Source organism: Bifidobacterium sp. UTBIF-78 (assembly GCF_006408945.1).
Classification (GTDB): Bacteria; Actinomycetota; Actinomycetes; order Actinomycetales; family Bifidobacteriaceae; genus Bifidobacterium; species Bifidobacterium myosotis.
This window is the reverse complement of sequence record NZ_JFAO01000002.1, coordinates 111,681-136,001: the sequence shown is the minus strand read 5'-3', so window position 1 is coordinate 136,001 and position 24,321 is coordinate 111,681. Positions and strand designations below refer to the sequence as shown.

18 protein-coding genes are annotated in these 24,321 nt (G+C 62.1%); 6 read left to right on the top strand and 12 right to left on the bottom strand.

The genetic code is table 11. From position 1 onward, the window contains the following. Positions 1–212 precede the first annotated feature (212 nt). The 3 genes from BG22_RS00535 (at position 213) to BG22_RS00525 (ending at position 4,266) form a co-directional block, all read left to right on the top strand. Positions 213–1,715 carry a histidine kinase gene (locus BG22_RS00535; protein ID WP_181163315.1) on the top strand — a complete coding sequence of 501 codons (1,503 nt, stop codon included), beginning with the start codon at positions 213–215 and terminating at the stop codon, positions 1,713–1,715. Continuing rightward, positions 1,712–2,491 carry a response regulator transcription factor gene (locus BG22_RS00530; RefSeq protein ID WP_140492092.1) on the top strand — a complete coding sequence of 260 codons (780 nt, stop codon included), beginning with the start codon at positions 1,712–1,714 and terminating at the stop codon, positions 2,489–2,491. Before BG22_RS00535 ends, BG22_RS00530 begins: the two co-directional genes overlap by 4 nt. A gap of 497 nt (positions 2,492–2,988) precedes the next feature. Further along, positions 2,989–4,266, top strand: a complete 1,278-nt coding sequence (locus BG22_RS00525) for an alpha-amylase family protein (protein WP_258186137.1) — start codon at positions 2,989–2,991, stop codon at positions 4,264–4,266. A gap of 268 nt (positions 4,267–4,534) precedes the next feature. Here BG22_RS00525 and BG22_RS00520 read toward each other — a convergent pair whose 3' ends face one another. The 3 genes from BG22_RS00520 to BG22_RS00510 all read right to left on the bottom strand — a co-directional run bounded on the left by BG22_RS00520 (position 4,535) and on the right by BG22_RS00510 (position 9,233). Beyond that, positions 4,535–6,619, bottom strand: coding sequence for a DEAD/DEAH box helicase (locus BG22_RS00520; RefSeq protein ID WP_140492122.1), 2,085 nt, complete (start codon positions 6,617–6,619; stop codon positions 4,535–4,537). A 300-nt stretch (positions 6,620–6,919) separates the two neighbouring features. Then, positions 6,920–8,209: a uracil-xanthine permease family protein gene (locus BG22_RS00515; RefSeq protein ID WP_140492086.1), complete on the bottom strand. Its 1,290-nt coding sequence runs from the start codon at positions 8,207–8,209 to the stop codon at positions 6,920–6,922. A gap of 193 nt (positions 8,210–8,402) precedes the next feature. Beyond that, a complete protein-coding gene (locus BG22_RS00510) occupies positions 8,403–9,233 on the bottom strand; it encodes a histidine phosphatase family protein (protein WP_094668256.1) in 831 nt (276 codons plus the stop codon). Positions 9,234–9,537: 304 nt separating this feature from the next. Between BG22_RS00510 and BG22_RS00505 the strand changes: the two genes are divergently transcribed. Further along, positions 9,538–11,121: a DNA polymerase III subunit epsilon gene (locus BG22_RS00505; protein WP_258186136.1), complete on the top strand. Its 1,584-nt coding sequence runs from the start codon at positions 9,538–9,540 to the stop codon at positions 11,119–11,121. Between the two features lie 233 nt (positions 11,122–11,354). Here BG22_RS00505 and BG22_RS00500 read toward each other — a convergent pair whose 3' ends face one another. The 9 genes from BG22_RS00500 to ychF form a co-directional block, all read right to left on the bottom strand. Then, positions 11,355–12,050: a haloacid dehalogenase-like hydrolase gene (locus tag BG22_RS00500; RefSeq protein ID WP_140492083.1), complete on the bottom strand. Its 696-nt coding sequence runs from the start codon at positions 12,048–12,050 to the stop codon at positions 11,355–11,357. 51 nt (positions 12,051–12,101) lie between these two features. Further along, positions 12,102–12,587, bottom strand: a complete 486-nt coding sequence (dtd, locus tag BG22_RS00495) for a D-aminoacyl-tRNA deacylase (RefSeq protein ID WP_140492081.1) — start codon at positions 12,585–12,587, stop codon at positions 12,102–12,104. A 113-nt stretch (positions 12,588–12,700) separates the two neighbouring features. After that, positions 12,701–13,000 (bottom strand): hypothetical protein, encoded by a 300-nt coding sequence (locus BG22_RS00490; protein ID WP_140492078.1) that lies wholly within the window; start codon positions 12,998–13,000, stop codon positions 12,701–12,703. Positions 13,001–13,045: 45 nt separating this feature from the next. Further along, a complete protein-coding gene (locus tag BG22_RS00485) occupies positions 13,046–13,690 on the bottom strand; it encodes a DUF1206 domain-containing protein (protein ID WP_258186135.1) in 645 nt (214 codons plus the stop codon). 209 nt (positions 13,691–13,899) lie between these two features. After that, the gene (locus tag BG22_RS00480) at positions 13,900–17,589 is read right to left on the bottom strand and encodes an Ig-like domain repeat protein (RefSeq protein WP_181163314.1); all 3,690 of its coding nucleotides are present in this window, start codon (positions 17,587–17,589) and stop codon (positions 13,900–13,902) included. 1,116 nt (positions 17,590–18,705) lie between these two features. Continuing rightward, positions 18,706–19,584 (bottom strand): LytTR family DNA-binding domain-containing protein, encoded by an 879-nt coding sequence (locus tag BG22_RS00475; protein WP_181163313.1) that lies wholly within the window; start codon positions 19,582–19,584, stop codon positions 18,706–18,708. Between the two features lie 718 nt (positions 19,585–20,302). Further along, positions 20,303–20,614: a DUF2442 domain-containing protein gene (locus BG22_RS00470; RefSeq protein ID WP_140492070.1), complete on the bottom strand. Its 312-nt coding sequence runs from the start codon at positions 20,612–20,614 to the stop codon at positions 20,303–20,305. 15 nt (positions 20,615–20,629) lie between these two features. Then, positions 20,630–20,896, bottom strand: coding sequence for a DUF4160 domain-containing protein (locus tag BG22_RS00465; RefSeq protein ID WP_094668249.1), 267 nt, complete (start codon positions 20,894–20,896; stop codon positions 20,630–20,632). 282 nt (positions 20,897–21,178) lie between these two features. After that, positions 21,179–22,273, bottom strand: a complete 1,095-nt coding sequence (gene ychF, locus BG22_RS00460; protein WP_094668248.1) for a redox-regulated ATPase YchF — start codon at positions 22,271–22,273, stop codon at positions 21,179–21,181. Between the two features lie 632 nt (positions 22,274–22,905). Here ychF and BG22_RS00455 point away from each other — a divergent pair. Together BG22_RS00455 and BG22_RS00450 are read left to right on the top strand one after the other, a co-directional pair. Continuing rightward, positions 22,906–23,568 (top strand): amino acid ABC transporter permease, encoded by a 663-nt coding sequence (locus tag BG22_RS00455; RefSeq protein WP_140492067.1) that lies wholly within the window; start codon positions 22,906–22,908, stop codon positions 23,566–23,568. Beyond that, a complete protein-coding gene (locus tag BG22_RS00450; protein WP_258186134.1) occupies positions 23,546–24,292 on the top strand; it encodes an amino acid ABC transporter permease in 747 nt (248 codons plus the stop codon). The genes BG22_RS00455 and BG22_RS00450 overlap by 23 nt, the downstream gene beginning before the upstream one ends. Positions 24,293–24,321: the final 29 nt, after the last annotated feature.

The window sequence follows — 24,321 nt, the reverse complement described above, 5'->3', positions numbered from 1 at the left end:
GGAAATGCAAAATAGCCGATTCTGCATTTGCGCCCCGCCACCCCACATCTCGAACAGCATCTCGAACAGCATCACGCACAGCATCGCGGTACGGCCGTCCACCAGGAAATCAAGACGACAACGCCTTCAAACAGAACGAACGACGATTCCATCGGCGCAAACACGGCCGTTACGGGTAGGCTTGAAGGCAGGCATTCAAGGTGGAGGATTTCATGCGGATTGTGGCGGAGAAGGGGCTGCTGGCGGCAATAAGCCTGCTGCTGGCGCTGAACCTTCATACGCAGACCGATGCCACGCTGGTCGCCGCACTGCTGGCCGCGGTCTGCGCCACAAGCGTTGCCGAATGGCTTGCCGCGAGCCGGTGGGGGTGGTTGCCGTCCGTGGCATTCGCACTGGCCGCCGTGTTCCTTCCCCTATGGCGCGCGTTTCTGCCGCTCGTCGCCTATGATGCGGGGCGCATGCCACCGGCACCGCCTCGCTCTGATTCCATCATTCCCGAACCGGACACGTCGAGGCACCATGCCATGGCAACCGATATGACTGAACCGGCCAAATCACGCTCGTCGTACGGCCTGGCCATCCAGATGAAAAGGTCCGTGAACCGTCTGATGCCGCTTGCACGATGGATGTGGGCCGCCCCGTTGGCGGCCGCGCTGACGGGCACGGGCACGGGCGCGCTGGCGGGCGCCAGCACCAATCATGCGAATGCCGGCACGTCGGCGTTCACGATGCTCTCCGGCGAGGACCACCCGATGATGTCGGTGGCGTTCCTCGCACTGCTCACATGCGTCGGCTTCGCATGGGGCGCCGATTCCCGGCGCGCAACGTCGCTGGCACGTCAGGTGCGGCATCTGCGGGACAGCACGCGCGAATCCACGCGCACGCATCGCCTGCGGCTTGCGGATGTCGCCGAGGAGCGCGCACAGGCAGTGCGGATGGCCACGCTTGGCGAACGCACACGCATCGCCCGCGAAATCCACGACAATGTGGGACATCTGCTCACGCGCGCGATAATGCAGGCGCAGGCGGGGCGCGCGGTGGCCGACGCGACCGGCGACGCCGTGGCCGCCCAGGAATTCGACTCGTTGGGCGGAACGCTGCACGACGCGATGACGATGGTGCGCAGGTCCGTGCATGACCTGGAGGATGACGGCACCGATTTCGCCGCGCAGATCGGGGACGCGGCCCGCTCGTTCGACGGCGTCTCCCCCGGCTTCTCGGTGCGGCTGACAAGCGATATCGATTCGGCTCCGGCACCGGTGACGCGTTGTTTCGCCACGGTGATCCGCGAGGCGTTGTCCAATGTGGTGCATCACAGCGAGGCGCGTGAGGCGACCGTGACATTGCGTGATATGCCCGCGCTGTGGCAGCTGGTCGTGCAGGACCCCGGCCCGGTCGCGCAGGATGACGGCCTCGCTGACGGCTTCGCGACGGGACGGCGTGCGGCCGGTTTGAAAGGTCCGAACCTGTCCGGCTCCGTTGGAGCGTCTTCCGGCGCGTCGCCCGATGAATCCCAACGCGGCATGGGCTTGGCGGACATCGAATCGAGAGCGCGGGCGTTGGGCGGCACCTCGCTGTGTGGCCCGTACGGCACCGGCTGGCGGGTGTTCGTCTCGATACCGAAGGCCCGGTGGCGCTCGGCGACGGACAAGCAAGGTACACAAGACACGCAAGGCGCACGTATCATCACAGCGAGGCAATCGAGGGCATCATGAGCATTGCAATCGTGGACGACGACCCCATCGTCTGCCAGTCATTGGCGACCATTCTCACCACAACCGGCGCGGCCGAGGTGCTGTGGACCGCGCATGACGGCGAGACGGCCGTCGGAAGGTATTTCGAAACGCCCTCCAGCCGGCCGGATGTGCTGCTCATCGACATCCAGATGCCCGGCAAGGACGGTCTGGCCGCCGCGAAGGAGATCCTCAGGAAGGACCCGGCGGCGCGCATCCTGTTCCTCACCACGTTCGCGGACCGCTCGTACATCGCGCAGGCGATGGCGTTGGGCGCGAAAGGCTACCTCATCAAGCAGGACGTGGCAGCAGTCGGCCCGGCGATTCAGGCGGTGATGGCCGGTCAGGTGGTGATGGGTGCCGAGGTACTCGGCAAACTGACCGGCCCCGCCGCAGTCGGTGGCGAGCCGGGCGGTCGGCCCTCCACCGGTTTCCGGCCCGGAGCTTCCGGCCTCTCCGACGTCTCCGGTCATCTCGACAACCGGGACGATCACGGCATCTCCGGCAACCGGACGGGCTACGGCCCAACAATCCACAGTCCGATGGCCGACGACGCCCAGTCCGTCGAAGAGACGCTCAACGAACGTGAACGGGACATCGCCGCGCTAGTGGCCGAAGGGCTCGATAACCGCGACATCGCACACAGGCTGTATTTGAGCGAGGGCACCGTACGCAACCGCATCAGCGCGATGCTCGACAAACTCGGTCTCACCAATCGCACGCAGCTCGCGATCCTGTGGATCAACACGCACCGGTAGCGGGATGCATAAGCCCCGCTGCGGTAGGACCGCACGCCATCATGTCCGCGTTGAATTGCGAGTGGACTCCTAAATCCCTCTGTGGTAGTGGTCCATCTTTTAAATAATTGAGGGGCTTCAGCTTTTTCTATCCCCAGTCGGCTTCGATGACAGCCCCCTCTTCAGAGAGGGCCGATACCACTCAGACAATTGGGAGACAGACCAGTAGGGCCGTGCCGAGAGAGAACCATGAATCCCACCGGAACCCCACATCCGAGCCACCGCGTTCTTCGCTGCACGCGCAGCGGCTGGGGGAAGAGCCCGTGCCTGGCTCCTCGCCAGTGCATCCTCCGGCGCGCCGATGATGGCACAGTGGCGGAACAGGGCGGCGTATATGCGCCACATATTCATCTGCGCGCCGACAACTCCTTACCGGCATATCCGTTCTCTGCCGGGCGGATATGAGAAAATGGACACGCTGTCAACAGGAAGGCGTGCAAATGGTCGTCAATGAGGCAATGAGGCATGAACTGCCCGATTGGGTGAAGTACGGCGTGTTCTGGCATGTGTACCCGCTGGGATTCTGCGGCGCGGATATCCGGCCGTCCGGCCCGCGCGAGTTCCATGGTCGCGGTCTTGACGCGATGGTCGACTGGCTCGGCTATGCGCGCGACCTCGGCGCGTCGGGACTGTTGCTGGGCCCGATCTTCGAATCCGACACGCATGGGTACGACACGCTCGACCACATGCATGTGGATGTGCGGCTCGGCGGCGATCCGGCGTTCGACCGTCTCGCGGAGGCCTGCCGGGATATGGGACTGTCGATGGTGCTGGATGGCGTGTTCAACCACGTCTCGCGCAACCATCCGGCGGTGCGTGCCGCGCTCGACGAGGCCCGCGGCAGCCTCTCCCCCGATGACGAACCGTGGCGAGGGCTGGTCAAGGCCCGAGTCAACGACGATGGGACACCTACGCTGGATGTGTTCGAGGGCCATGACCGGCTCGTCAATCTCAATCACGATGATGAGCGCACGGTGCGCTATGTGGCCCATGTGATGAACCACTGGCTCGACCGGGGCGCCACGGGCTGGCGTCTCGACGCCGCATACGCCGTGCCGACCTCGTTCTGGGCCCGCGTGCTGCCGCATGTCAGGGCCGCGCATCCGTACTCGTGGATCTTCGGCGAGGTGATTCACGGCGACTATCCGCGCATCGTAGAGGAATCCACCATGGATTCGGTCACACAGTACGAGCTGTGGAAGTCGATCCAGCATGCGCTCGAGACGGACAACTTCTTCGAGCTGGACTGGAATCTCAAGCGGCACAACGCCTTCCTGGATTCCTTCGTGCCGCAGACGTTCATCGGCAATCACGACGTGACGCGCATCGCCTCGCAGATCGGACCGGCAAAGGCCGCGCTCGCCTTGGCGGTGCTGATGACGGTGGGCGGCGTGCCATCCATCTACTACGGCGACGAGCAGGGGTATGTGGGCGTCAAACAGGAGCGCTTCGGCGGCGACGATGACATCCGCCCGAAGTTCCCCGACTCCCCCGACCAGCTGTCTCGCCTCGGCGAACCCATCTACCGGATGCATCAGGCACTGATCGCCCTGCGGCGGCGCAACCCGTGGCTGCTTGACGCGCGCACCGAGGCAATCGAACTGGAAAACAAGCGATTCGTCTACCGTTCCGTCAGCGTCGACGGACGGCATGCGCTGACCGTGGCGCTCAGCGTGGAGGAATCCCCCACCTTCACCATCACCGATGCCGACGGCACCGTGCTGTACCGGTACTGAGCGCGGCGTTTAGGAGACGGTAATTGCCATAGTGGCTCTCCTCTGAGGGCTGTCAGCGACACTCGGCCGGGGATATCCTGGCAAATATGGCTCCCCTCTCTGAGGGGAGCTGTCGAACGGAGTGAGACTGAGGGGAGTCCTCGGATGACCGGGCTCCCCTCAGTCAGCTTCGTTGACAGCTCCCCTCAGAGAGGGGAGCCACTATGGGCTCGGAACTTCAACGAGTGGAACCTACACCATTCAATCCCACAAAGGGAGCCGTCACGTCTTACCGGCGTCCGGAACGGGTGCCGCCCATGCGGAAGGGCGCACGCGTCTTGGCATGATGACGGCGATGCGGCGCCTCGGTGGTGCCGTATTTGGCCATCATGCGGCGATCGTGTCGCTTGGCGGCCTCACCGCGCTCATCACTGATGATACGGTTCTCGTTCCTGCGATGGATGCGCTTACCACCGCTGCCCTGCCGGCGATCATCATTGCGACGGGACGAGCCGAAACGGTCCGATTCCCGGCGATCAGCGCCGTTACCGCGATTGCCATCGAACCGACCGTCCCCGTAATGGTTGACGCCACGACGAGCGGCATCACGCTTGGAAACGCGGTGACCGTCCTCACGACGCTCACCACCGTCCGCACGACGGTTGTCGGCCTTCGGACGGCCGCCACGACGCTCTTCGGGATGCTCGAACAGATAGTCACGGCGTTCGGCGGCCGGGTCGCTCATCCCGGCGCGACGCTCGGCGCGGTTCTTGATACGGGGTTCCGTGTCACGACTCGTTTCGCGACGCGTCGCACGCTCGTCGTCACGCTGCGGCCTGCCACTCCCCTTGGCCGCGTTCCCGGAACCATGCCCGGCACTGCGGCCGGCCGTATCCATGGCACCGGAGTCCATCGACATGGCCTCGCCCGCCGTGGCGCGCTCAAGCCGTTCGGCCGCACGACGGCGACGACGGTCCTTCTTGCGCGCGTTGCGTTCCTGAACGTCCTGCTCGCTCAGCGCGGCACGAACGGAACCGCCGCGGCCGGTCTTCCTGCCGCCGTTGCGGCCACCGCCCACCGGCTGCGACTGGTCAAGGCTCCAGTTCTGGACCAGCGGGGCCGTCTCGCCCACCAATTCCAGCACTTCAGGAGATTCGTGGGTCACGGCCACCGGCTGCACCTTGATGCCGGCGAACCGGAGGGTCCTGCGGGCCTCACGGCGCTGTTCGGGCAGCACAAGCGTCACCACGTCGCCTGCGCGACCAGCGCGCGCGGTACGGCCCGACCGGTGCAGGAAGGACTTCGGATCATCCGGCGGCTCGACCTGCACCACCAGCTCCACGCCGCTCACGTCGATGCCGCGGGCGGCCACATCGGTGGCGACCATCACATGCACGTCGCCGGATTCGAACGCCGCGAGATTGCGGTCGCGCTGGTTCTGATTGAGGTTGCCGTGCAGTTCGGCGGCGGGGATGCCGTTCTGGATAAGGTTCTTGGCCAGCTTCTTGGCCTGGAACTTGGTGCGCGTGAACAGGATGCGCTGGCCCAAGCCGGAGGCGAGCGTGCGCACGAGCTCATGCTTGTCGGCGTGGGTGATTTCGAACACATGCTGGGTCATGAGGTCGGGCTCGGCGGTGGCGGAGTCGACGCTGTGCACCTTGGGATCGTGCAGGAAGTCGTTGACCACCTCGTCCACGCCGTGGTCGAGCGTGGCGGAAAACAGCATGTGCTGCGCGTCGAAACGGACCTGTTCGAGCAGGCGCTTGACCGGCGGCAGGAAGCCCATGTCCGCCATCTGGTCGGCCTCGTCGATCACCACCACTTCCACGGAGGACAGGGTCAGCAGCTTCTGACGCAGCAGGTCCTCGAGACGGCCGGGGCAGGCCACCACGATGTCCGCGCCGGCCTTGAGGTCACGCACCTGACGGTTCTGGTTCACGCCGCCGTAGATGGTGGTGGTGGTCATGCCGTACATGTGCGCCAGAGGCAGCAGCACGTCGTTGATCTGGTTGGCGAGCTCACGGGTCGGGGCAAGCACGAGGCCGCGCGGATGCGGCAGGTAGTCGTCGGAACGGCGTTCCTCGAGGCGTTCCTTCTGACGGCGCTTCATCTCGCGACGGAACTCGTTCATCGCGATCTCGCCGAGCGAATCATAGGAGCCCAGGCGGGCCACGAGAGGCAGGCAGAAGGCGAGGGTCTTGCCGGAGCCGGTGCGTCCACGGCCCAGCACGTCACGGCCTGCGAGGGAATCGGGCAGGGTGTCTGCCTGGATGGGGAAAGCGGTTTTCTTGCCGTCGGCGGCCAGCACGCGCACGAGCGGGCCGGGCACGCCAAGTTCACCGAAGGTGGGAGCTGCGGTCTCGTCGGCGGTCATGTCATCAGCGTCGCCGAAATCGGCATCCCGATCGGCGTAGGTCCCGGTAATGGGCATGACCGGGCTCTGGGAATCATCAAACTTGTTATAGGGCACAATGGCCTTTCATCAATAGGTACGCATGGTAATCGCGTAAAATATGCAAACCATGTGAGTCTAGCCGAAGCCCTCTACTTTCGTCCCGGAACGGGAATCCGGTGGTCCGACTTACCAATACGGCAACTGATATGACGAAGGCTCCCTCATACGTGTGAGGGAGCCTTCACGGTATACCGGCCTATAAGCCTACAGCCTACAAACCTACAGGATGTCCGGATCGTCCTTGGCGATGGTGCCGGTGGCCTTGCCGATGGCCTTGAGACCGTGGTAGGCAATGAGAATCACGATGGTGCCGATAGCGATGCCGTTGAACGAGATGCCGGAGACGGTGAACGCGAACTGGCCGATGGCGATGATCATCGTGATGGCGGCCACCATGATGTTGAGCGGCTTGTCGAAGTTGACCTTGTTCTCCACCCAGATGCGGATGCCGATCATGCCAATCATGCCGTAGAGCAGCGTGGTCACGCCGCCGAGCACGCCGGCCGGGATGGTGTTGATCACGGCGCCGAATTTCGGGCACAGCGAGAGAATCAGCGCGAACGCGGCGGCGCACCAATAGGCGGCCGTGGAGTAGACCTTGGTGGCGGCCATCACGCCGATGTTCTCGCCGTAGGTGGTGGTGCCGGAGCCGCCGCCGAAGCCGGCAAGCGTGGTGCCGAGGCCGTCGGCCATTAGGGCGGTGCCGATCTGGTCGTCGTAGTCGCGGCCGGTCATCTGCGCCACGGACTTGACGTGGCCCACGTTCTCGGCCACGAGCACGAGCACCACCGGAACGAACATCGGCAGGATGGCGAAGTCGGCCTGCGGCAGATGGAACTTCGGGAAGCCGATCCAGCCGGCCTCGCTGATGGCGGAGAAGTCCACCTGACCGCGGAAGCAGGCGTACACGTAGCCGATGAGCACGCCGACAAGGATGTTGAGTCGGCCGAGCAGGCCCTTGAACAGCACGGCCACGAGCAGCACCGCGAGCAGGGTCACGACGGCGGTGTCGGGCGCGACCTGGAAGTTGTTCCAGACGCTGGGTGCCAGATTGAAGCCGATGATGGCCACGATCGCGCCGTTGACCACCGGCGGCATGATGATATCGATCCACTTGGCGCCCGCGTAGTGCACGAGCACGCCCACCAGGGCGAGCAGGATGCCGGTGACCATGATGCCGAAGCTGGCCACGGCGATGCCCTTGTTCGCGGTGGTGACCGCGGTGATCGGCGCGATGAAGCCGAACGAGGAGCCGAGATAGCTGGGCAGCACGTTCTTGTTGATGAGCAGGAACAGTGCGGTGGACATGGCGGTGAAGAACAGCGTGGTGGACGGGTCGAAGCCCGTGAGGATCGGCACCAGGAAGGTGGCGCCGAACATGGCGATGACGTGCTGGGCGCCGATGCCCGCGGTGCGCACCCAGGTCAGGCGCTCATCGGGCTCGACCACCTCGCCCGGGCGCAGCGTCTTGCCGTCGCCGTGCAGGGACCATGTGAACAGGTTCTTCATAACTGAAAACTCCTTTGGCTCTCCCGCGCGGGCGCATCACAACCGTCGCCCGCGCATCGTGTGCCATTGTAACCTGTTCACCTGTCCTTAACGTTTCCGCGCCACGGCATCCTCGGTGCCCGGGGTCCCCGTTGCCCCGGGACCCCGGGACCACGCCGCGCAAAAGCCGCGCCCGCCTCCCGACGGCCCGGCTCTACTTGCCGTAGTAGTCGAGCAGATGAGGATCGACGGTGCGCACCACGTCCACCAGATCGCCGTTGGACAGGTACGGGCGCTTGAACTCGCGCCACGGCTCCACCTTGACCTCCCAACGGCCGGACTCCTCATCCAGCACGGGCCGGGCGGTCTGCTCCCAGCGCACGCGCTTGGACGTGCGCCCGGTCTCCGGATCGCGACGGGTGTAGTGCAGGCAGGTGCAGTTGGTGATCTTCCAGTCGTCCGAATCGGCCCGGTGCAGGAACTCCTCGTCCGAAAGGTCCTCGATGGTGAGCATGAGCGCGAGCATGAAGTCGCCGTGGGTGACCATCACCACCGATTCCGCGTCGGACTTGCGGCTCAGCGAGGTGAGCACGTTGTGGACGCGGTCCTCGGCCACGTCCGCGATCGACTCGCCCGCCGGCGGACGCCAGTACAGCGGGTCCGTGTTCTTGAACATCCAGTTGCGCGCGTAATGGGTTTTGAACTCGTCCTTGGTGATGGTGTTGATCTCGCCCCACGACCGCTCGCGGATCACCCGGTTCTCCTCCCATTTGGCCTTGGGCAGGGCCATGGTCGCGGCGGTCTCGCGCGTGCGCACGTACGGCGAGACCATGTACCGGTCGAACAGCTGCTGTTGGCTCACGATCCACCGGCCGATGCAGTCGGCCTGCTTGCGTCCGACGGCGGTGAGCCTCCAGGAGCGGTCGGGCACGGTGACGTTGTCCTGCGTGTACAGGGAGTTGTCGCCGCGGTCGCCCGCCTGGACGATCACGTTCGCCTCGGATTCCCCATGCCGAATCACATACAAATCGAGCGGCATGCTCATGTGTCGTTCCTCGTTTCTCTTTCTGCTTTTTACGTTTTTCTATTCCGTTCGCGTCTGTCGCGTTCGCTTCGTCCGCATGTGCCGCGTTCGCCGTTGCCACGCATCATCCCGCGCAGCCCGCGCACCCTGCGTCGCGCCGCGTCATGCGACGACGATGTCCCCACTACCGTAATCGAAACGCGCGGGCCGTGCATTGTTCACCCCGGGCCGAACCGAAGAATTCACCGGCCGTTCAACCTCACCACGGACTCAGGCCAGAGCCGGTGTTCCCCGACGAAACCCGAACGCACTACGATGGGGAGGCATGGGGAATAACTCAATTATCGATCGTTCCTGGCTGACCGAGGCCAAGGAAACCATCAGCCAGTGGTCCTACATCATGTTGAAGGACGCGGATAACAACGACATCAACCGGGATTGGGTGCGACTGCTCGATCTCGAACATGGCATCGGCGTGGCCACTCCGGCGGATCTGGAGCCGGGCGCCGAATCGAACGTACACAACCTGCTGAAGGCGGATCTGCAGATTCGCGACCGTCTCGAGGCGATCATCGCGAAGATGAGCATGGTGTTCATGCGTGATTTCGACCGTCACATCAAGACCTACGAACTGCCGCGCGCCCTGGCGTACGCGGACCGCCGCCTCAACGACGAGATCGCGCTGCTGCGCGACCGCGGAGTCGCCGAGGGGCTGTGGACGGTCGCGGACGAGGACCGGGAGCGCGTTACCGTGCCCGTGCTCACCACCACGGCCGATGTGCCGGTGGACGACATCCAGGACCGCACGGCCGAGATCGTCAATGCCCGCGCCGAGCAGCGCAAGGCCGACCGCGAGAAGCGCGAGGAAGCCCGCCACCATCGCCAGATGGCGTTGCTGAACGCCGACGAGGTGAGCTACGGCTCAGTGGAGGCCGGCCCCGACGAGTCCGCGCCGGCCGACTCCAGCTCGGACGCCGGCAGCAACGACTATCTCATCGAGGCCCAGCCGGTGATCAACGACGACAATCCCGCCGTGCCGAACACCGAGCAGGTGGCGCGCGACGAGACGGCGGTGGCCGAGCCGCGGTACGCCCGCTTCCGTCACGCGGCGGCCGAGCACACTGCCGACCGCATGGCCGCCGCGCCGAAGGACTACTGGCGCGAGGTGTTCCTGCCGGGCCGCGACGTGGACAAGGTGATGGGCATCGATCTGGAGACCAACGGCACCGAACCGTACCGCGCGTACATCATCGACGTGGGCTTCGAGTACATGAACATGGCCTCGCCGCGTCCGAAGGATGCGCCGGGCGACTACCAATACGACAAGGACTACTATCAGGGCGGCGACGCCTACGACCAACATCGCTTCTCGTTCGGCGTCTCGCCTGAAGCGGCCCGTCACGGCAACCCGTTCATCATCCAGCTCACCGGCATCGACATCAGCACGCGCGTCGGCGAGGAGTACCCGCTCTTCGACGAGGACCCGGAAGCGCAGGCCGACCTGCTCAAGCGCCTGACCTCGCAGCCGTTCGTGGCGCATATGGCCACGTTCGAGCACAGCTTCTTCATGCTCAATGTGGCCGGTTACGCCGAGGCGTACCGCGACGGCCATGTGACGATCATCGATACGCTGCCGATGAGCCGCCTGTGGGATGAGGGCTCGATTCCGTGCGAGGGCCATCCCGACGGCGACAACACGCTCGACGCATACGCGAAGCGTCAGGGAGCGCTCCGTGAGGATGACGCCGAACGCCACCTCGGTCTTGAGGACACGCACATCATGCTGCTGGCCATGAAGCATCACCTCACCCAGCTCAAGGCCGAGGCGCGCGGGCCGTGGGGGCCGAACGGCAAGGCCGGTAATGGCGGCAAGCACATCGTGCAGCATCGCCGTCATTACCGCCGTTGACGGCTGTTATGTACCCACCAGCGGTCTGTCCTTGGCGCCGATACGCTGGCCGCTGTTGGGATTGCGAGGCGTGATTACAGGTCGCGATCACGACCATTGATGAAGGGGTTCCTCTCGTTGTGAGAGGAACCCCTTCGTTGTTTCTCCGGCCAATCCGACCCGTGTATGCCCATCATGACTGCTATAGCCGTCGTACGACCAGCCATGCGCGACCCGGCGGGATCGTCCGGGGGTCACTTCACCTGCGTGATGGTGTTGCCTTTGACCATGAACCCCTTGCGCGCCATGTCGATCATGGGCTGGTCGAACTTGCTGTCCGTATAGAACTCGTCGATCACCGCGTCGGGCCCGAGCACCTCGCGCAATCGCTTGGGTTTATTGGTGTTGAAGTTGAGGTACGTGACCTCAAGCGTCTCCGGGTTGATGGTGGAGGCGATGAGCCGCGTGACGCCGAGCCGGCGGCAGGCCTCCCCCACCGTCACGTCGAAGGACGCGGTGAGGATCACGTCGTCCGGCCGCGGGTGGTACCACGGCTTGATCTTGGACATGTTGCGGTCCCAGAACGCGCTGACCAGCGACTTGAGTCCACTGGTCGAATCGTCGGATTCGGCCTTGGCGATGCTGTGCGCGGCGTCGCCGGCGAGCACGTCGTCGCCCAGCCCGGCCTTGGCCGCCTCGCCCAGCGCCGCGACGCGAAGGTCATCAATGCCTTTCGAACCGCTGAGGTCACGCAGGTATCGTTGCGTGACCTTGCCCACGCCATGTTCCATCTGCTCAAGCGTGGCCTTGCCGAGCTTGTATTTGATGGCGTACCGCAGCACCGGGGCGATGTGGCGGAAGACCTTCGCATCGTATCTGGCGCTGAACAGATAAAGGTCGAACAGGCTTTCGCCGTCGTAGATCGTGCCGTCGAAATCGAATACCCTCATCGTTCGCCTCTCGCTTCTCGTCGTCAGTCGCCGTCGATTGCCGTCTGCCGCTCAGTCCTTGCGCGGCATGTCCACGTCGGTGTCCACGACGATGGTGACCGGTCCGTCATTGACCAGGCCGACGCGCATGTGCGCACCGAAGCGGCCCTCCCGCACCGGCACTCCCCCGGAGCGCAACGCCTCGTTGAACTTGATCCATGTCAGGTTTGCGTGTTCAGGCTTGCCTGCCTTGATGAAGCTGGGACGGTTGCCCTTGTGCACGTCGCCGTACAGCGTGAACTGGGAGATCGAGAGGATTTCGCCACCGATGTCCTGGATGGAGCGGTTCATTTTGTCGTGCTCATCCTCGAAGACGCGCAGATTGAGTACCTTGTGCGCGAGCCAGGCGATTTCGGCGTCGCCGTCCGAATCGGCCACACCGACCAGAATCATGTAGCCGGGGCCGATCTGCTGCGGCTCGAAGGTGGGGTCAAGGGTGCCCAATTCGTTGACGACGTCCACGCTGGCGTGGGACACCCGCTGAATCACAATACGCATATGCCCGATTATGCCACGGTATTGGGCGGTATTGGGCACATGGCAGGGTATTCGGCCAATATCGCCCAGCCGGGCCGCCGTCAGCCGCTTGTCACTGGCCCATCATTTGACTGTCATTTGCTCAGGCTGGTAGCGACCTGCTGCTCGACGCGGTCGTACGCTTGATGGAGGATTATGTTGCCGGGCACGGTGGTCAGCAGGAACGCAAGGATGGCGACGATGGCCGATATCACGATGCCCTTGATGATCTTGGCCACGATCTTGAACGCCACGTAGGCCACCACCGCGCCCACCACGACGGTCAGCGCGGTCTGCACCGCGGCCGGCAGCCCGCCGTACCATACGGCAATCCGGTCCAGTGCGGACAGATCCAGATTCGTCAGGTCGATGTTGTTCAAGTCGATATCCGGCATGATTCCTCCTTGGCTCAGTGGCGGCATACGGGCCACCAAACGGTTCTACAGCCTCCGCCTGACCATACCCACCACATCGGCGTTACGTTCACGAATAATCGGATTATCCATCATCTGCTCCACAGTCATCCATAGACAATCCTTGGAATCGACATGGAACTGGTCATGCCGCCAGGCCTGAGGCATACGAATTATGTCGGCATGGTACAGCGTATACTCATACCAGCGATTTTCGTGATGCTCGGTGGAGTACTTTTCATGATTTTCATGAGCAACGCGAACCAGCGTGAAATCGGACTGCGGAATATCAAATCCATCCGACAGGTAGCGAGTCAATCGACGCAGATTATCCTCGTCATTCTCGGAAGTAGGGTGATTCGGGAAGAAATCACAGTCCCAAACTGTGTCATGGTATAGGAGATAGCGGTTACCGTCGTTGATCGCGATGATACTGCTGCGTCGTTCCGTCCTATCCAAAGCAACCATCTCCTGATACAAATCATCGGCATTGTAACCTTTGCTCCAAGTAATGATAACGGAAATCACGGCGTACAACGTAACCACCGTAGCAGCAACAACGAATCCGATGCGCCACCAATACCCCATGGATGTGGTTACAGCCGTCAATATCAGAAAGACACCCTTGACAACAGCGACAAGATGCATGGCCCGTGTGCCGAAACCGATCATCTCCCGTCGCTGTTGCAACCGGTCATGCAACCTCGCGGATTCTATTCTCAATAGCATGCGCCCCGCCCTTCATCGCATTATGCAATCCGCTCAACAATGAGCTCACGGCCCCACCCGTCCTGCCAGAATATCATGGTCAGAACATAACCTTGCCACGCATGGAGCGGCCGGTTCCTCAGACACAAGCTGTGGAACCGGCCACCCTTGAATTACTTGGCTTGGAAGGCGACGCCCTCGTACCGCCAACCGAACAGCATCAGCACGCCACGCTCGCTCGTGCTTGTCGTCAACAGGTGGTCGCCGCTCCACGGGCTATACAACCGATGCACCGGGCTCTTCGCCGTGCCATCGTCCCGCACATGGAAGGCCACACCCTCATACCGCCAACCGGCCGCCTTCAACGCATCACGCTCGCGCCGCGAGGTGGTGAACAGATGCTTGCCACCCTTCAGATACAGACGGTACACGGGAGTACCGTAATCGGCCATCGTGAAGGCCACGCCTTCATCACGCCAGCCGGCCCTCACCAGCGCCCGGTATTCCGTCTCGCCGGCCGTGTAGAAATGCTCGCCGCTCCAACGGTTATACAAACGATGCACCTGAACGTCCGAGACCACGACGGTCACCTCGAACGACATCATCTGCGAAGGGTCGGAGTCCAAGGTGATGAATGCCTTCACCTTGCCCGGTACGGAGGTGTCCAGCGCGACCGTGTACTGATCCGGGCCCAACACATGATTGCGGTACTTGACCACCATGCCCGTACCATCGAACGCCTCGCCGATCCGATACTCCACCTTGTTCGGCTTGGACGACACCGTCAAACCCATATATGGGGAAGGCGACGGGGACGGGCTGGGCGCGGGAGCTATTACCGTTATCTCGGCCGAGCCTTCAGATGGCCCATACCACGGGGATTGCTCGGAACCTGAGTACTTGGCCGTGATTGCGTGCTTGCCAGGCTTCCAGTTATCACCGGAAATCTCGATGTTCTCCAGCACGGCCGCGCCGTTCTTTACCTCCACTTCGCCAAGTTGAACACTTGGCTTGCCGTCCTTAACGTCAAGCAGGAACGTGACCTTTCCGTCCGTAACCGAAGTGCCCTTATCGGTGGTGACCGTTGCGGTAATCGCCTTGATTGAGGCACCGAATGTCACCGACCCGGGAGGATCGATTGCAATCGTCGTATTCGACGGCGTGGACTCCACGGTTAGCGAAGCCGTTCCCTCGGAGGCCGCGTAGGTCGTGGTACCGGAGTACTTGGCCGTGATTGTGCGCTCGCCCAGCTTCCAGTGCTCGTCGGAAACGACAACATCCAGCGTGGCTTTACCGTTACTACTTACGGTCGTCGAGCCAAGTGACACTCCGCCTTCACCTTCCCCGGCATCAAGCAGGAACTCCACCGTACCGTCCGAGACCGGCACGGCCGAGTCGGCCTGAGCAGCCACCGTTGCGGTGAGCGTGGCTGCGGAACCGATCGTCACCGAGTTTGCGCTAACCGTCACCATAGTCTCAGTCTTCACAAGGTCCACGGTCAACGTGGTCTCGCCGGTGGATGACTTGAGCCAAGGCAGATTGCCGGAATCGTCAGCAGTGTACACGGCCTTGATCGTGGACTCAGACCACGTACCATCGACCGTCACCTTCAATTCGGCTTTGCCGTTCTTATCCACAACCGCTGGTTCTTTATTGAGCTTTGTCCCCGAATCAGAGGATTGCCCATCCACGGCGCTCACACGGTAGAAGTCCACCGTGCCGCTGGTGACCGGCATTGCGCCTGCCCGCGTCATCATAAAGGTGGAGGTCTGTGACTCCTGTGCGGCTTGTGTCACAGTCGCAGTGATTGTGATCTCGGAGCCGGCCGTCACCGATCTGGAGGGCGTAACGGACACCGTGATGGCGGTCGCCTTGCGTAAACCGTCGCCCATCGTAATGGAGCCGGAAGGGGCGTTTCCGGTGAGCTCGCCTGCACCATCAAGTGTGCCGTTGCCGGTGATGGTTCCGTTGTTTTCCAACGCTGCACTCTTGGAAACAACCAGTTTGGCGTTCTCGGAGATCGTCAGCTTCACGCCATCGGGAATGACCAGTGTCATGCCCTCAGGAACGGTCAGCGTCTTGCCAGCGGGGATGGAGAGATCCTGCTGCAACGTGAACGATGTGCCGTCTCCGGACAAGTAAATCTGACCGTCGCTCCCCTCGAACACGATTCCGTTCCACTCGGCCTTCTCGCTCTTGTCGCCGATGCTCGACGCATCGACCACAGCATCCTTAACGGCAAACGAGCCATGCGAAGAGTTGTCGCTGCCAGCACCGATACCAGAGGCGTGCTTTCCTTCGGTACCGGTGACGGTGCCACCGGTTGCGGTGACAGTACCGCCCGTAATGGTCACCGTACCGCCAGCACCACCGCCGGGGCTACCTCCGTTGGGGTAACCACCGCCCCCGCCAATGCCGGCACCGCTACCGTATTTACCGTCGCCTCCCTTGGTGATGACGACACCACCATTGATGGTCACCGTGCCTCCGGGCCTGCCTGAGGCACCGCCAATACCGGCACCAGCACCGTACTCGCCGACGCCTCCGGTTGCGGCGACAGTACCACCGTTGATGATTACCGTACCGCCGGCCTTGTCAAATCCGCCGCCGATACCGGCACCACCGCGATTGCCTTTGCCACCCGCCGCAGTGACATCGCCGCCGGCGATTGCCACTGTCCCGCCGTTGATGCCGGCACCGCCAGTCCTAAAGGTGCTGTTTCCTCCTGTCGCCTTGACGGTACCGCCCTTGATAGTCACCGTGGTACCCCCAACGCCGATGCCACCTTCATATGTATAGTCTTCTCCGGTTGCGGTGACGGTGCCGCCAGTAATCATCACTGCACCACCTTTAATGGCGGCTTTGGTTCCTCTCACGTCAACAGTGCCACTGTTGACGGTAACCGTTGCGCCACTGATACCGCCCTCGTATCCGTTCGCCGTGACGGTGCCCCCGTTGATGGTCACCGTACCATTGGTGGTTCTGGCATAACCGCCGCCTATGCCGGAGGCCTCGCCGTATGCGGTGACATTGCCTCCATTGACGATGACCGTACCGCCAGTCTTACCTACACCGCCGCCGATGCCGGAAGCACAATGGGTGCCCGTGCCGCCGCCGATCGCTTTGACCGTGCCGCCGTGGATGGTCACCGTACCGCCGGCACCACGGTAGCCGCCGCCAATGCCGGCACCGCCATCTTCGTTTTGAGCGTAATTATCCGTGGTACCGCCCTTGGCGGTCACCTTGCCGCCGTGGATGGTGACTGCGCCAGCACCCTTCCCATTGCGACCACCGATACCGGACTCTTGATTGCTGCCTGTGGCATTCAGCGCGCCTTGATTGTCCGGGCTCTCGGATTGGGCGTAGATGGTCAGGCTTTTGCCGGATTTCACGGTGATGCCCTTGTTGGCATTGAGCGTAGTGCCGTCCTTGAGAATCAGGTGTACATTGCCTTTCACAGTGACGCGTCTTGTAACCGTCACGTTTCCCTCGGCGACGTACCAGCCATTCGACCATGTTCCGGTGGATGACGTCACCGAGGTATAGGCGTCGGGCTGACCGGTCTTCCATTCGCCGTTCTCAGTGTCGTAATACCTGTATGTCACCGAGGTCTCGCTTATATCGTCGGCGGGCGGCGTATCCGCGTTCGACTCATCAGCGGCTATACCGTCACCATCCACCGTCGCATCATCGGCACCGTTCTCGTCCGTTGACGCACTCGGCGCATGCTGACCTGTATCGGTATCGTCATTCCGATGTACCGACGTATCCGGTGTACCGGCAGTGTCATTCCTCTCCACCGCCGCAGCCGGAAACACGGGCACCATGCAGGACAGGCACACGGCCGCCAGCAGTGCCGTCAAGCGAGTCAAACTCCGTCGTGCGCTTCTCGATCCCGTCATTGGACTCCCCATCCCTCGTCATTTTTATATGCGCACACCCGCGAATGGATTGCACACGCATTTTCGAAACGAGCCGTCACGCATCACTATCAGGAGACGAGAAAGCTCCGAATCGAAGCCCCCCCCCCCGAGATTCGCGTACGGCGAAAAGCCAGCGGAAGAGACCCTTCCCCCACGCTATCAAGGCGAAACCGAACGCGGACGAGGCGAGGCACGAACGATATGCACAAAGGCATGAATGTGCTAGTATCCCGCGTCATTAATTCGTTGAATATATTTTTGGCTCCCCTTGTTAGGACGTTGCCGTGAAGCAAACAGCAGAGCTGCTTGCTTCACGGCAACGTCCCGTCAGAGGGGGCCAGCACCACTCAACCAATTACGAGACAGACCGCTAGAACCTGCAGAGTCTTGCACCGTATAATCGTTAACCATTCGTTGAAGGGTGGGCATCCCTCAGAGCTGTCCGCGTGTGACGGCGGGCAACGCATTCCGCAGCCGCCTGCGATGATAATCCGCGTTCCTGTCCCGCGTCGTCGTGCATCCCCATCCCGCACCGTCGCTCATCCCGACGCATTCTGCAGCAACAGACGATGGTCTCCGGTGCCAGCTCGTGGTTGTTTATTCCACGACACCGTCGCAGCCAAGCCAACGCGCGGCCGAGTGACAACGCTGAGCCTTAATCCGCTATTGCGAACGAGCCAGTCACTGGTCGTTGAGCGCTGTACGCTCGCTCAGCGTCGTCAAAGAGCCAAACCTTGGTTTTTCTGCACCGAAAATCAGCTTCCAGGCATCGCAGAACAGCCACGCACTGGCCCCTCAACGACGCTGACCGACTCAGTGGCGCCGACAAGCCAGTCACTGGCCGCCCAACAACGCAAACAGCACACTAACCGTCACCAACCAGCCACACACTGGCTCCCCAGCAACGCTGAACTCCGCCCGAGAGCCGCTTGAGAGTTCAACCCAAGCCGGCAGCAACTTGCGGCATCGCAGGAAACCCCAGCAGCGGCCCAAAAGCGGAATCATTCAAAAGACCCGCAGGCGGAAACCGCGCGGCGCGAAACCCACCCCTAACCGTCATGGCATATCGTCATCGATACGTGCGGCGGCGATGGCCTCACGCACGGCGGTAACCTTGCGCAACGGCACCGGCAGCGTTTCGCCGTTCACCATCGTCACGCAGTCGGAGACACTGCGCACGTACAGCGCGTTCACCGCATACCCGCGATGGACGCGCACGAAACCGCATCGATTATCCTCCAGACCGGTGTCAGCCAAAAATGCGCCAAGCCCGCGATGCACCACGTATTGTGCACCATCCGTCATGTGCAGCACCGTGTTATGCCCCGCGGACTCTACATACTGCAGGTCGAACAGCAACAGTCGATGAGTCGCGCCGGTCACGTCCTGGATCTGCAATTCACGCTGATACCGTTTCTGTTCGGTCATCAACGACATCGCACGCGAAATCCCCAACGCCGTTCTGCGCGGGAACCGTTCACCTTTTACGGAGGCGCGCAACGGATTCGACAGATGCCAATGCACCAGTTTCGCACGCGACATGTCATTGTTCTGAAGACCATTGTTCTGAAGATCACGGTCTTGGATATCACGCCAGATCACGGTGAATCGCTGGATATCGGCGAACGCCATATCCTGCCCCGGCGCGACATAGGCCGCGTACTGACCCATCACCACGGTCATATCGCCTGACTGCGCCACCTGCTCGTAGCGCTCCCGAACGAACACCAAATCAGGCATGACCCCAGTATTGCGAAGAATATCGTCGATACTGATGCGATATTGCTCCGACTGCGCACCGATACCCGTGAAATCGGGAGCGAAGTGTCCGGCCAACCACCGCGCGTCACCCGAGTAGAAGCGATGAATCAGGTCCCTCGTCAACGACTCCGCCGCGGTCTCCCTGCCACCGATCATGACGACGCCTTCCTCCAATTCCTCACGATGTACGCAGATTTGCGGTGTCATCATAACCGACGTGCGGCGCCGGAAATGCGCTGTGGACTCTCGCGCGACATGAATGCAGGCTCTGTGATCACGAACGTCCGATGTGGCTGATGCTATGCTCCTGACGCGATGTCCGCGCGCCACGCACATCCTGCATGCGGTTTTTGCTTGTGCTTCTGATTTGCGCCTTGAGCTTGCCCCATATGCCCTCATATGACCAATTCGCGGATTTCGGGGAATGGGGACAAAACGGCATGCCACCATATGCTTGTTGAACGCTACAGACGACGATGGGGGGCAAATCATCATCGCGTGAAAACGTTGCAATTCCAACGTTTTCACCAAATCATCATAAATGATTGCAGCAAAGCGCCTTGCCACCATCGCATAAAACCCGCCGATATGGAATATCGGGACAAGCGGTAATGTACCCAATCCGCGAAAACAATGGCAACGACGGCAATGGGGACAACACCCATACGCACAACGGCTTCACACCAGCAAAACCGCGGTATGAAGCCGTTTGCGAAGACAGTCAGAAACAACCGACATGGCGCACCGTACACTCGTTGACGAGCGGACCACCCCTCAAACCCACTTCACAGGCCAGCTCCCTGGTAGTGGGAGACAAAAACCCATCCGACACAGGATGCCGGAGACTATTCTGACACGTTGAACTTGAACTCGACGATGTCGATGTACGGTATCAGGCTGAAACCAGCTCACCATAGGCGGCGTATTCGTATGAGTGCTCATACAAGTATGTGGGCGAGATGTCGATGTCACCGTCGCACCAAGTCAAGATTCCGTGATCGATACGGAAGTCCTCGAATGTCTTCTCATCCCGCAATGGAGCGAAGGCAGGAACATCGTCGTACATCTCGGTGAAATCGCACAGACGCGTCTCGCCGGTGGAGAACATCACCAGCATGATTTGGTCGCCGGTGACGCGGGCTGATCTGACTTCCAGCTCCCGGGACGGCTCATCCGCATACAGAATACCGTTCATCTCAAACATGATGGGCTTCTTTCCTTATGAAAGCGGCTTGATACGGTCGAACGGACGCCCGGACACCGCTTCATTCCATGCTTTATACAATTCGTCCTCATGCAGGACAAGCCACGCGGCCACCAGTTTGTATTGCTTGGCGGGAAGGGAGCCGGCCAACAGCTCGCCATCGATGCCGATAGAGGCTTTGAAGTCACCGTAGTACACATGGACGTGAGGCTTGTGATGTTCGCTTTCATCTTGGTACATCATGCGAACGATGATTCCGAAGAATCTGCTCAGCTCCGGCATGCCCGCCTCCATTCCGACTTGAGAAAACCCTATTTCGAGTATATATTCCCGCGGCAGAATTACCATCGTAAGCAATCGGCAAGCATACAGTCATGGTCGCGCGATAGATTCAAGTCAACAGCAGCCTTCCACGCCTCCTTACAGTGCGCAACCCGGAAGGCTCTTCTCATATTTCCGGAGCAAATGCCACAGCGCAACCTCTCGCGCCGACAATTGTTTGCAACATAAACAAGGGCCTTGGAATCACTGGAATCCAAGGCCCTCAGCTCTACCCGACAATCACTACTTCGACACGTTGAACTTGAACTCGACGATGTCGCCATCCTGCATCACGTAGTCGCGGCCCTCCTGACGGAGCTTGCCTTCCTCCTTGATCTTGACCATCGAGCCTTCGGCGGCCACGAAGTCGTCGTAGGAGACGATGTCGGCCTTGATGAAGCCCTTCTCGAAGTCGGTGTGGATCACGCCGGCGGCCTGCGGTGCGGTCCAGCCCTTGTGAATCTGCCAGGCGCGCACTTCCTTCTCGCCCGCAGTCAGGAAGGTCTGCAGGCCGAGGATGTCGAAGCCCACGCGGGCCAGCTGGTCTAGACCGGACTCCTTGAGTCCCGCGTCGGCGAGCATCTCGCGGGCATCGGCCTCATCGAGCTCGGTGAGGTCGGCCTCGAACTGGGCGTTGAGGAACACGGCCGGCGCCGGGGCCACGGACGCGGCGAGCTTGGACTGCAGCTCCTTGTTCTGCAGCTCGTTGTCGTCCACGTTGAACACGTAGATGAACGGCTTGGCGGTCATCAGGTGCAGGTCGTAGACGGAGTCCTTGTCGAAACGGCCCTCGCGCGCGGCCTTGTCCAGCGTTTCGCCGGCCTCGAGGATCTCCTTGGCCTTCTTGACCGCGTCCAGATACGCCGGCTCGATCTTCTTGCCGCGAAGATCCTTCTCGAGCTTCGGCAGCGCGTTCTCGATGGTCTGCAAATCGGCCAGAATCAGCTCAGTGTTGATGGTGTCGATGTCGTCGGCCGGATCGACCTTGCCGTTGACGTGCACGATGTCGTCGTCCACGAAGGCGCGCACGACCTCGCAGATCGCGTCGGCCTCACGGATGTTGGCCAGGAACTTGTTGCCCAGACCCTCGCCCTCGGAGGCGCCCTTGACGATGCCGGCGATATCCACGAAGGTCACCGTGGCGGGCACAATCTTCTCCGTGTGCACCAGCTCGGCGAGCACGGGCAGACGCTTGTCCGGCAGCGGCACGATGCCGGTGTTCGGCTCGATGGTGGCGAACGGGTAGTTCTCGGCGAGCACGTTGTTGCGGGTCAGTGCGTTGAACATGGTGGACTTGCCGACGTTCGGCAGTCCGACGATTCCAATAGTAAGAGACATGGCTTCCAGTCTAAGGGGCAAAGCGACAAGCGCCCTCCCGCGCGAAACACCCGCGCGCCTCGCGGAAAACTCCCGCACGGAACACCCCGCGAGAAACGTCCGGCCGCGCACAATCGCATAATATGGACATCCGCCTCTTCGGAGTATCTGATAGCCGGGTATAAGCGCCACTCATATCACGCCATGACACCACGGCATCGCCCCGCCCACCGTCGGCATCGCCTGGCCGCGCGCAATCCATTGCAACCATTGGGATTCAACGCCCGGCAACGGGCCTCGGGCGCTACGCCGCGGCCGCCGACCGGCTCATGGAACCGCTCGAACAGGCTCCCGCCGACGAGCCGTCGTCGGCTTCTTCGTACAAAGGACCGGCCCCACACCCGTTATCCTTAAGCGTTAGTTAGCAAACCGAGGCCGCCCTGCACGGCCTGCGACGGGCCGGCGAGACCCATCGCGGACCCATGGTCCGTCACGCCCCACCCGGACCGCCTAGTCTGGGCGGCACCGCGCGGGCGGAACGCACGGCACGCACAGAACGCACGGCACGCATGGGTTCGCATGCGCACATGCAGACATGAGAGAGACATGAACCAAGTACTACAACCAAAGCAATCACGAGAGGAGGGCAGACCGTGAGCTGGCAGATCATGCAGTCCGCGCTCCCGCTGTTCGAGCGCGCGTTCGTGCTCACGCTCAAGCTGTCCGCCATCAGCGTGGTGCTGGCCACCGCGCTGGGACTGGTGCTGGCCTTGCTGCGCGAGTACCGCACGCCCGTGCTCGCGCAGATCAGCACCGTGTTCCAAGAGCTGTTCCGCAACACCCCGCTGCTCATCCAGCTGTTCTTCCTGTACTACGGCCTGCCCTCCGTGGGCATCATGTGGAGCGCCCAGACCTGCGCGATCGTGGGCATGTCCATCTTCGGCGCGGCCTACATGTCCGGCGCGTTCGAGGGCGGCTTCAGCGGCATCCCGCGCGTGCAGAAGGAATCGGCGCGCGCGCTGGGTCTCGCCCCGCTGCAGATGATCCGGCACGTCACGTTGCCGCAGGGACTGACGCGCAGCGTGCCGGCGGTGGCCGCGAACATCATCTTCATGGTCAAGGAAACCTCGGTGTTCACCGTGATTGCCGTGCCCGAGCTCACCAACACCGCGCGCGACCTGATCGGCATGTACTACCGCAGCGACGAATACCTGTTCATGCTGGTGGTGGCGTACGCAATCATCCTCATCCCGTTGTCCATCATCCTGACGCTGCTGGAAAGGAGGGTCCGTCGTGGTACTTTCGGCGATAACTGACGTGGCGCTCTCCCCCGCGTATCCCGCGTCCACCACGCTGGCTTCCGGCGCGAGCGTGCTGTTCACCGGCGACAACTTCACCCGTCTCCTGTCCGGCCTCGGCACTTCGGTGACGGTGGCCGGGCTGGCTCTGCTGGTCGGCATCCCGCTGGGCGTGGTGCTCGGCGCCCTGCGCATCCTGAAGAACCCTGTGCTGCGCGCCGCGCTGCGCCTCTACCTCGAGTTCTTCCGCATCGTGCCCACGCTGGTGCTGCTGTTCCTGTCCTACTACATCCTGCCGCGCGAACTCGGCGTGCAGGTGGACGGCGTCACGGTGGCCGTGGTGGCGTTCGGCCTGTGGGTGTCGGCCGAGATCAGCGACATCGTGCGCGGCGCCCTGATCTCCGTGTCCGATCATCAGGTGGACGCCGGTAAGGCCCTCGGCATGAACGGGCTGCAGTTGCTGTGGTACGTGCGCATCCCGCAGTCCATCAACCTCATGATTCCGGCCACCATCAACCTGGCCGCCCGCGTGATCATGACCACCTCCCTGCTGCTGCTCATCAGCGTGATCGACGTGATCACGGTGGGCCAGCAGATCATGGAGGCCAACCGCATGACCCATCCGGACGCCGCGTTCTGGGTGTACGGATTCATCTTCTTCCTGTATTTCATCATCTGCTGGCCGCTGGCGATGATCGCCAAGGCCCTCGAAAAGCGAGCCAAGGAGCGCAACAATGGCTGATTCCGCAGTCCTCAACCCGTCGGCCGCGC